Annotated in this window: 7 protein-coding genes; all 7 read right to left on the bottom strand. The window is 70.0% G+C overall.

Going from position 1 to position 9775, the window contains the following annotated elements:
- Window positions 1-471, bottom strand: a 471-nt coding sequence (locus CCN51_RS17615; RefSeq protein WP_425444764.1) for a maltokinase N-terminal cap-like domain-containing protein, incomplete at its 3' end; no start/stop codon positions are given.
- 245 nt (window positions 472-716) lie between these two features.
- Window positions 717-2453: a maltose alpha-D-glucosyltransferase gene (gene treS, locus CCN51_RS17610; protein ID WP_014176281.1), complete on the bottom strand. Its 1737-nt coding sequence runs from the start codon at window positions 2451-2453 to the stop codon at window positions 717-719.
- Window positions 2450-4444 carry an alpha-1,4-glucan--maltose-1-phosphate maltosyltransferase gene (locus tag CCN51_RS17605; RefSeq protein ID WP_014176280.1) on the bottom strand — a complete coding sequence of 665 codons (1995 nt, stop codon included), beginning with the start codon at window positions 4442-4444 and terminating at the stop codon, window positions 2450-2452. The genes treS and CCN51_RS17605 overlap by 4 nt, the downstream gene beginning before the upstream one ends.
- Window positions 4445-4730: 286 nt before the next feature.
- Window positions 4731-5969, bottom strand: a complete 1239-nt coding sequence (locus CCN51_RS17600; protein WP_014176279.1) for a S8 family peptidase — start codon at window positions 5967-5969, stop codon at window positions 4731-4733.
- Between the two features lie 104 nt (window positions 5970-6073).
- A complete protein-coding gene (locus CCN51_RS17595; RefSeq protein WP_014176278.1) occupies window positions 6074-6982 on the bottom strand; it encodes a helix-turn-helix domain-containing protein in 909 nt (302 codons plus the stop codon).
- 110 nt (window positions 6983-7092) lie between these two features.
- Entirely contained in the window at window positions 7093-7905 is an 813-nt protein-coding gene (locus CCN51_RS17590; protein ID WP_014176277.1) for a pectate lyase, read from the bottom strand.
- A gap of 93 nt (window positions 7906-7998) precedes the next feature.
- Window positions 7999-9775 (bottom strand): rhamnogalacturonan lyase (locus tag CCN51_RS17585; protein WP_107426000.1); only part of this gene is annotated, 1777 nt, incomplete at its 5' end.

Genomic DNA, 9775 nt, shown 5'->3' with positions numbered 1-9775 from the left:
CTCGTAGACGGTCCGGCCGTGCAGCGGCCCGCCGCTGGGGCGGCCGATGAGGGCGGGGGCGAGGTGGGGCGGGAGGGTGGCGCGCACGCCGAGGAGGATCTGGTAGCAGTCGCTGGCCGCCGCGCCGCGCCGGTGTCCGCAGCCGGAGCCGTGCCGGTGGCCGGGCGGCTCGGGCTGCTGGGCGCGGATGAGCAGATGGAGCAGGCCGGGCGTGGTGCCGCTGGTCGCACACGGCAGCAGCTCGGTCGCGCAGACGAGGGCGAATCCGGTGACCGGACGGCCTTTGCCCGCGAACCAGCGCTGCCGGGGCAGCCATTCCGAGAGCAGCGGGGCGAGGGAGGCGAGCAGCCCGGCGGGGCCCGCGGCCGCGGTGGCGCGGATGGCGGACGGCGGGGGGTCGGCCCGCGGTACGGCGGTCGGCGGCTGCTGTGCCCCCGGGGAGGCCCCCCGGGAGAATGAAGCTTCCGGCATGGCGTCGCGTCCTTTCCCCGGGCACACGACAGATCAGGGCAAAGTGTCCCGGATTGCGGCATTGACTGTGCGACGGTGCGGGACGTGTCGGGCGAGGATCGTCCGTACGGCGAGTACGCGATCTGCTCCGCCCGTGCGGTAGTAGGGAGGCTGCCCATGATGTGGTGCCGAAAACGCCCGTACGCGCCCGAGGCGGACGCGTACGGACGAGAACGGCGAGCGTGCCGTTCAGCCCGTCAGTCTGTTCAGCCCGTCCAGTGGCCCGCCGCGTCGCCCGCCCGCAGCCGGAACCAGTAGAAGCCGTGGCCCGCGAGCGTCAGCAGATACGGGAGTTCTCCGATGGCGGGGAACCGGACGCCGCCGATCAGCTCGACCGGGTGGCGGCCGCTGAAGGCCTGTAGATCCAGCTCGGTGGGCTGGGCGAAGCGCGAGAAGTTGTTCACGCACAGCACGAGGTCGTCCCCGCCGTCCTCCGTCGGCGGGGCCTCGCGCAGAAAGGCGAGGACGGCCGGGTTGGAGGAGGACAGCTCGGTGAAGGAACCAAGCCCGAAGGCCGGGTTCTGCTTACGGATCTCGATCATCCGCCGGGTCCAGTGCAGCAGCGAGGACGGGCTGCTCATGGCCGCTTCGACATTGGTGACCTGGTAGCCGTAGACCGGGTCCATGATCGTGGGCAGAAACAGCCGCCCGGGGTCGCAGGAGGAGAAGCCCGCGTTGCGGTCGGGGGTCCACTGCATGGGGGTGCGTACGGCGTCGCGGTCGCCGAGCCAGATGTTGTCGCCCATGCCGATCTCGTCGCCGTAGTAGAGGATCGGCGAGCCGGGCAGGGACAGCAGCAGCGCGGTGAACAGCTCGATCTGGTTGCGGTCGTTGTCCAGGAGGGGCGCCAGTCGTCTGCGGATGCCGATGTTGGCGCGCATTCTGGGATCCTTGGCGTACTCCGCGTACATGTAGTCGCGCTCTTCGTCGGTGACCATCTCCAGCGTCAGCTCGTCGTGGTTGCGCAGGAAGATGCCCCACTGGCAGCCGGAGGGGATGGCGGGGGTCTTGGCGAGGATTTCCGAGACCGGGTAGCGGGATTCGCGCCGTACGGCCATGAAGATGCGCGGCATGACCGGGAAGTGGAAGGCCATGTGGCATTCGTCGCCGCCCTTGGTGAAGTCGCCGAAGTAGTCGACGACGTCCTCGGGCCACTGGTTGGCCTCGGCGAGCAGCACGGTGTCCGGGTAGTGTCTGTCGATCTCGGCGCGGACCCGCCTCAGCATGTCGTGGGTGCGGGGCAGGTTCTCGCAGTCCGTGCCCTCCTCCGCGTACAGATACGGTACGGCGTCCAGCCGGAAGCCGTCGATGCCCAGGTCCAGCCAGAAGCGCAGGGCGGCCAGTACCTCCTCCTGGACGGCGGGGTTCTCGAAGTTGAGGTCCGGCTGGTGCGAGAAGAAGCGGTGCCAGTAGTACTGCTTGCGTACCGGGTCAAAGGTCCAGTTGGACGCCTCGGTGTCGATGAAGATGATCCGGGCGTCCTGGAATTGCTTGTCGTCGTCGGCCCACATGTAGTAGTCGCCGTACGGACCCTCCGGGTCGGTGCGGGACTCCTGGAACCACGGGTGCTGATCGCTGGTGTGGTTCATGACGAAGTCGATGATCACCCGCATACCGCGCTGATGGGCGGCGTCCACGAACTCGACGAAGTCGGCGAGGTCCCCGAACTCCGGCAGTACGGCGGTGTAGTCGGACACGTCGTAGCCGCCGTCGCGCAGCGGGGAGGCGAAGAAGGGCGGCAGCCACAGACAGTCCACGCCCAGCCACTGCAGATAGTCGAGTTTGGCGGTGAGTCCCTTGAGGTCGCCGACGCCGTCGCCGTTGCTGTCCTGGAAGGAGCGCACCAGCACCTCGTAGAAGACGGCGCGCTTGAACCAGTCGGGATCACGGTCCTTGGCCGGAGTGTCCTCGAACTTGTCCGGGACGGGCTCGTTGAAGATCATGATGTGGGTGACCCTCCGATCGGTGAGGACGGTCGCAGGGACAGCACATGCGCGGGAGCCATTGGGCGGCCGGGCTCCAGGCGCACATAGTTGTCCCTGCCCCAGTGATAGGTCTCGCCGGTGAGCTCGTCGCGCACCGGGGCGGACTCATGCCAGTCGAGGCCGAGTTCCGGCATGTCCAACGAGACCGTCGCCTCCTGGGTGTGGTGGGGGTCCAGGTTGACGACCGTGAGCACGCACGAGTCGCCCGTTCGCTTCGAGTAGGCGATGACAGAGTCGTTGTCGGCGTGGTGGAATCGCAGGTTGCGCAGTTGGCGCAGGGCGGGGTGGCGGCGGCGCAGCCGGTTCAGGCAGGTGAGCAGCGGTGTGATGGTACGTCCCGCGCGCTCGGCGGCCTCCCAGTCGCGCGGCCGCAGCTGGTACTTCTCGGAGTCCAGGTACTCCTCGCTGCCCGGGCGCAGCGGGGCGTTCTCGCACAGCTCGTAGCCCGCGTAGACGCCCCAGGTGGGGGCCAGCGTGGCGGCCAGCACGGCCCGCGCCTCGAAGGCGGGGCGACCGCCGTCCTGGAGGTAGGCGTGCAGGATGTCCGGGGTGTTCACAAACAGGTTGGGCCGCATGTATCCGGCCGCTTCCCCGGAGAGCTCGGTGAGGTAGTCGGTGAGCTCCTGTTTGGTGTTCCGCCAGGTGAAGTACGTGTACGACTGCTGGAAGCCGATGGCGCCGAGGGTGTGCATCATGGCCGGCCGGGTGAAGGCCTCGGCGAGGAAGATGACATCGGGGTCGGTCCGGTTGATGTCGCCGATCACCTTCTCCCAGAAGACCGCCGGCTTGGTGTGCGGATTGTCCACCCGGAAGATCCGCACCCCGTGGGACATCCAGAAGCGCAGCACCCGCTCGGTCTCGCGGACCAGCCCCGTGAAGTCGGTGTCGAACGCGATGGGGTAGATGTCCTGGTACTTCTTGGGCGGGTTCTCGGCGTACGCGATGGTGCCGTCGGCGCGTCGGTGGAACCACTCGGGGTGCTTGTCCACCCAGGGGTGGTCGGGCGAGCACTGGAGGGCGAAGTCGAGCGCGACCTCCATGCGCAGTTCGCGGGCGCGCTCCACGAAGTGCCCGAAGTCGTCGAGGGTGCCGAGGTCGGGGTGGATCGCGTCGTGGCCGCCGGCGGCGGAGCCGATCGCCCAGGGGGAGCCGACGTCGTACGGGCCCGCCGAGAGCGCGTTGTTGGGGCCCTTGCGGTACGAGGTGCCGATGGGGTGGATCGGCGGGAGGTAGACCACGTCGAAGCCCGCGGCCGCGATGGCGGGCAGCCGCTCGGCGGCGGTGCGCAGCGTACCGCTCAGCGGCCGCCGGTCCTCGGCGACCCTGGCCCCTTCCGAGCGCGGAAACAGCTCGTACCAGGACCCGAACAGCGCGCGCTCCCGCTCCACCAGGAGGGGCATCGGGCGGGAGGCGGTGACCAGTTCGCGCAGCGGGTGGCGGCCGAGGACGTCCGTCACATCGGGGGCGAGGGCGGCGGCGAGCCGGTCGGCGACCGGGCGCCGCTCGTCGCGCAGCCCGTCGACGGCCCGCAACACCGCCTCCCGGCCGTCGTTCTTGGGGACACCCGCCGCCGCTCTCTCATGCAGTCGCGCACCCTCCTCCAGGACCAGATCGGTGTCGATCCCTGCGGGGATCTTGACGGTGGCGTGGTGGCGCCAGGTGCCGATCGGGTCGCTCCACGCCTCGATCGTGTACGACCAGCGGCCTTGCGCGCTCGGGGTGACCTCGGCGCCCCAGCGGTCGGTGCCCGGGGCGAGTTCGTGCATCGGTGTCCAGGGTCCCGAGCGGCCCGCCGGGTCGCGCAGGACCACATTGGCCCTGACCGCGTCGTGGCCCTCCCGGAACACGGTGGCGCTCACTTCGAAACTCTCGCCCACCACCGCCTTCGCGGGGCGACGGCCGCAGTCGATGAGCGGGCGGATGTCCAGGACGGGGATGCGACCGATCATAGGATCACCTGACGGCGTTGCGGGCGTATATTCTTTGGCGGCTTTTGTCCTTTGTATCGGTTGTGCCGCCTTGCGGCGGGTTGCGGGCATGACAGCTCCTGTCCGCGTTCACTCTGGTGGGCGGATGGGGTCGGCCATGGGGGGCGTGTTCGGAAAGCCTTCCCCTGCGGCGCGGGGGGACAATCCGGGTTCCCGTTAACTTCCCGTGCGTAACGCGCTCGGCCCCGTACGGTCCGTGAAACACGAACCGTACGGGGCCAATATTTTGCCGTGAGTTGCCCGTCTGTCAGTTGCCCACCTGGAGGAGGCGGTTCGGCGAACCGGTCCCCGCGTTCCGCACCTTGCCCTTGGCCGCATGGGCCGTCAGCGCCGCACTCACCTGGGCCGGGGTCGCCCGTGGATGGTCCGCGAGATACAGCGCGGCAGCACCGGCCGCGTGCGGGGCGGCCATCGAGGTGCCCGACATGACCTTCGTCCCCGTGTCGCTCGTGTTCGACGCCGAGACGATCCGCTCCCCGGGCGCGAACAGGTCAACCGCCGGGCCCCAGTTGGAGAAGGCCGAACGGCGGTCGTCCCGGCCCGTCGAACCGACCGTGATGGCGCCCGCCACCCGGCCCGGGGAGTACGAGCCCGCTGAGCGGTCCTGATTGCCCGCCGCCACTGTGAAGGTGAGGCCGGACGCGATGCCGGACCGTACCGCCTCGTCCCACTCCGGGATGGGGGCGTCCTGTGTGGCGCCCAGACTCAGATTGACCACGGCGGGCTTGTGGGCGTGTTTCATCACCCAGTCGAGCCCGGCCAGCACCTGGGCGCTGGTGCCCTGGCCCGTATCGTCCAGCACCTTGACCGCGACGATGTCCGCCCGCTTCGCCACCCCGTACGCCGACCCGGCGGCGGTGGCCGCGATATGCGTGCCATGGCCGTTGCCGTCCTCGACGACCGCGTCGTTGTCCACGAAGTCCCAGCCCGAGCGGGCCCGGCCGGCGAAGTCCCGGTGTGTGGTGCGCACACCGGTGTCCAGGACGTAGATCGTCGTGCCCCGGCCGGCGCTGCGCGGCGAGGTGTACGACGCGTCGAGCGTGCGGTCCGGCTGATCGATCCGGTCCAGGCCCCATGACTGGGGGTGTTGCTGGCTGTGCTGTTGCCGGGTGCGCAGTGACACCTGGGCGTCCGGCGTGACGGAGGCGATATGCGGGTCGGCCGCCAGCCGCTCGGCCTGTGTCTCGTTCGCCCGCACCGCGTAGCCGTTCAGCGCCGTGCTGTACGTACGGCTGATTCTCGCCCCGTAGCGCGCGGCGAGCTTCCTGCCCCCCTCGGAGTCCGCGCGGAGGCCCTGCGCCCCCTTCTTCAGCGTGACGATGTAGCTGCCGTCCGCCGTGGCCGCTGTGGCCGCCGTGTCCGCCCTGGCGGCCGTGTCCGCCTTCGCGGCCGCCGCCGACGGCATCGCGGCCCCCAGGACCGCCGCGGTGATGCCCGCGACGACGGCCCAGGCCCGGCGCCGGAAGCCGGCGCTCGTATGCGGCATGGATCGATCCCCTCCCCGTCCCTCCCCAATGCGACGGCGTCAGCCTCTCGTGGGGAGGAGGATCGGGACAAGACCGCTTTGGGGGGCTAAATCGGCCAGATCGGTCACGGGGAGGGGGTCGCCGCTGCCGCTGACGTCCCGGCCGTTGCCGTTGCCGACGCCACCCCTGCCGCCAGCAGACGCAGGGCCGCCTCCGACGAGGAGCCCGGCTCCGCGCCGTACATCATCAGGCACTGTCCCGAGGAGTCCGGCAGCCGCGTCATCTCGAAGGTCAGCTCCATCGGCCCGACCAGCGGGTGGTGGAAGGACTTGATGCCGAAGGCGCATTTGCGCACCGGGTGGCGCGACCACAGCGCCGCGAACTCGGCGCTCTTCATGGACAGCTCGCCGATCAGCTCCGCGAGCCGCCGGTCGTCGGGGTACTCGCCCGCCGCCACCCGCAGCGCGGACACCGCGCGCGGCGCCTCGCCCTCCCAGTCGGGGTAGAGCTCGCGGGTGTGCGGGTCCAGAAAGAGCAGCCGCTGGGTGTTGGGACGGTCCGCGGGGCGCTGCGGGCTGTCGGCGGCCAGATGCCCGGCGAGCAGCGCGTGCCCCAGCGGGTTCCAGGCCAGTACGTCGAACCGGGCCGTCAGCACGAGCGCGGGCACCGCGGCCATGGCCTCGACCAGCAGCCGGGTGCTCGGCCGGGCGGTCTCGGTGCGCGGCGCCGGACGGCGCCCGGCCCGCGCCGGGCGGGCCAGATTGCGCAGATGCGCGTGTTCGTCGGGGCTCAGCCGCAGCGCCCGGGCGATCGCGTCGAGCACACCGTCCGACGCGCCCGTCGACTGGCCCTGCTCCAGCCGCGTGTAGTACGCGACGCTCACCCCGGCCAGCTGCGCCAGCTCCTCGCGGCGCAGCCCGGGCACCCGGCGGCGGGTCCCGTACGAGACCAGCCCGACGTCCTCGGGCCGCAGACGGGCGCGGCGGGTGCGCAGAAAGTCCCCCAGCTCGGCAGGTGGTGTGTCTGTGTTCACGGGTCTCAGTGTCCGGCAACCGGACCCGGCGTGCCTGTCCCTGTCGGGGTCAGGCACGCCGAGTCCGGCCCGGTCAGCTGCCGGTCCCGCCGGTCAGCCCGGCTCGTTGATCACTTGTAGGTGATGTCCGAGGTGGAGTACTTGCAGTACGTGCCGTCGGGGCCGCTGCCGTTCTTCGACGGCTCGGCGCCCGTGTTGTTCCCGATGTACTTCTGGCACGGGACGATCTTCTTGCTGCTGTCGCCGACGATGGTGATCGAGCGCAGCGTGAGGGAGTCGCCGTAGTTGGTGTTGATCCCGCCGCCGACCTTGCCGGGCGCGGTGAGCTCCGTGTTGCTCACGTTGATGGTGCGCTTGTACTGCGTCGAGCAGTTGCCGCAGGACCGGACGAAGGTTCCGAAGTCCTGGCCGGCGAAGTTGGAGATGTTCAGCGTGCCGCCGCCGTTGAACTGGAAGATCTTGTCCGCGGCCTTGCGCGCGCCGCCGCCGATGACGTTGAACGTCTTGCCGTTGCCCCGGAAGGTGGCGGCGTCCTCGCCGACGTCCTCCCACCACACGTTCTGCAGGGTGCAGCTGCCCTCACAGTGGACGCCGTCCGCGGCCGGGGCGCCGAGGATGACGTTCTTGAGAGTGGCCCCGTCGGAGAGCTTGAAGAGCGGGTCCTGGTCCTCGTTCTGGCCGCCGGAGCCCAGGTCGCCGGAGCCGTAGTAGCGCTTCATCCCGCCGTCCAAGGTCCCGCTGACCGGGATGGTCTTGGTGACCGCCTGGGGGGTGCCGCTGGGCGTGGGCCAGGTGGCGGCGGAGGCGGCGGGGAGGGTCAGACCGGTGGTGACGGCGCCCGTGGTGAGGGCGACGGCGCCCAGGAGGCCGGCCATCGCCCGCTTCCTGTTCAGATGCTTGGTGCGCGGTTCCCGTACTGCCATGTCACTCTCTCCTCGTTTCCAGTGATGCGTGGGGGGTGCGGATGGAACTGATCGAGCGAGTGGTGCCGGTGGAACTGTGCGGGGGACGGTCGTTCAGGGGGTGGCGATCTTCGGCCGCGGCGGGGTCGCCATCTTGTTGCCGATGAAGAAGCTGGGGTGCGGCGGCTGGTTGTACGCGGTGTTCTGCCAGGCCAGGGCCTCCCGGTACTGGCGGTCGTGCAGCAGCGTGGTGATCTTCCGGTCGGTCTCGTACGGCGTGGAGTAGATCCGCAGCGCCTTGTTGTCCGAGGTCGGCCAGATCACCTCCTCGCGCCAGTCGCCGAGGATGTCGCCGGACAGCGACGGGGTGGCCTTGGTGCCGTTGTTGGAGTGCACCCCGGAGCCGGTCAGCAGCCGGGTGTCGGCGGAGGTGCCGTACTTGTCGATATGCGTGCCGTCCAGCAGCTCGCGCACCGGGTCGCCGTCCCACCACGACAGGAAGTTGATCGACGACGGCTTGCGGCCCTTGGCGCCGCCGCCCTCGTCGCGGATCTGGTCGTCCTTCGCCGACCACATCTCGGCGCCGTCGTTGCCCGCCCAGATGTCCCCGGCCACGCCGCGCCCGTTGTCGCCGCTCGCCGCGGTGGACCACAGCACCTGACCGGTCCTGGCGTCGGCGAAGTACGAGGACGGCTTGGAGGAGTCCTCGTCGACCTTGAAGTACTCCAGGCCGGGCCGGGACGGGTCGAGGTCGCCGAGGTGGGCCGCGTCGCCGTGGCCGTTCTTCGTGGTCCACAGGCCGGAGCCGTTGTCGTCCACGGCCATCGAGCCGTACACGATCTCGTCCTTGCCGTCGGAGTCCACATCTCCGATCGCCAGGGCGTGGTTGCCCTGCCCGTCGTAGCCCTTGCCGCTGTTGGTGGAGCTGTTGGTGTCGAACGTCCACTTGCGGGTGAGCTGCCCGCCGCTGTAGTTCCAGGCGCTGATGACCGTACGGGTGTAGTAGCCGCGCGCCTCGATCAGCGAGGGCTTCGAGCCGTCCAGATAGGCGGTGCCGGCCAGGAAGCGGTCCACGCGGTTGCCGTACGAGTCGCCCCACGAGGACACCGTGCCGCGCGGCGGGACGTAGTCGACGGTGGAGGCCGCCGCGCCCGTCTGCCCGTTGAACATGGTCAGGAACTCGGGGCCGTCCAGCACATAGCCGCTGGAGTTGCGGTAGTCGGCGGAGGCGCTGCCGATGGTCTTGCCGGTGCCGTCGACCGTGCCGTCCGCGGTCTTCATCGCGACCTCGGCCTTGCCGTCGCCGTCGTAGTCGTACACCTGGAACTGGGTGTAGTGAGCGCCGGAGCGGATGTTGCGGCCCAGGTCGATCCGCCACAGCCGCTGCCCTTGCAGGGTGTAGCCGTCGACGATGGTGTTGCCGGTGACGCCGGACTGCGAGTTGTCCTTGGCGTTCGTCGGCTGCCACTTGAGGACGATGTCGAGGTCGCCGTCGCCGTCCAGATCGCCCACCGAGGCGTCATTGGCCTCGTAGGTGTAGTCCGAGCCGCTGGACGGGGGCGAGATCGGCACGTCGTAGTAGCCGGAGCGGAACTGCACGGCGCTCGGCGAGGCGGGCTGCTCCGTACCGCCCACGATCGCGCGGACGGTGTAGTCGGCGCTGTTGGGGGCGTCCTTGTGGAGGTAGTTGGTGGTGGTGATGGGGGAGGAGTTGACCTTGACGCTGCCCCGGTAGAGGTTGAACGTGACGTCGTCCGGGTCGGTGGCCAGCCAGCGCCAGCTGACCAGGTTGTCGTTGCCGGTGTGCACGCTGACCAGCCCGCGGTCCAGCTTCTCCAACTGGGCGGCCTGGATGGCGGCCTTGGGGGTGCCGGCGCCGGTGCCGGTGCTG

This window comes from Streptomyces milbemycinicus, assembly GCF_002154605.1.
In the GTDB taxonomy this organism is placed as follows: Bacteria; Actinomycetota; Actinomycetes; order Streptomycetales; family Streptomycetaceae; genus Streptomyces; species Streptomyces milbemycinicus.
Note: the sequence above shows the minus strand (reverse complement) of the source record. Positions and strands in the feature narration are given on the sequence as shown.

What these genes read in the sequence shown, in the direction of transcription:
- treS (WP_014176281.1), bottom strand. Translation starts at nt 2,453, where the DNA reads ATGATCTTCAACGAGCCCGTCCCGGACAAGTTCGAGGACACTCCGGCC.
- CCN51_RS17605 (WP_014176280.1), bottom strand. Translation starts at nt 4,444, where the DNA reads ATGATCGGTCGCATCCCCGTCCTGGACATCCGCCCGCTCATCGACTGC.
- CCN51_RS17600 (WP_014176279.1), bottom strand. Translation starts at nt 5,969, where the DNA reads ATGCCGCATACGAGCGCCGGCTTCCGGCGCCGGGCCTGGGCCGTCGTC.
- CCN51_RS17590 (WP_014176277.1), bottom strand. Translation starts at nt 7,905, where the DNA reads ATGGCAGTACGGGAACCGCGCACCAAGCATCTGAACAGGAAGCGGGCG.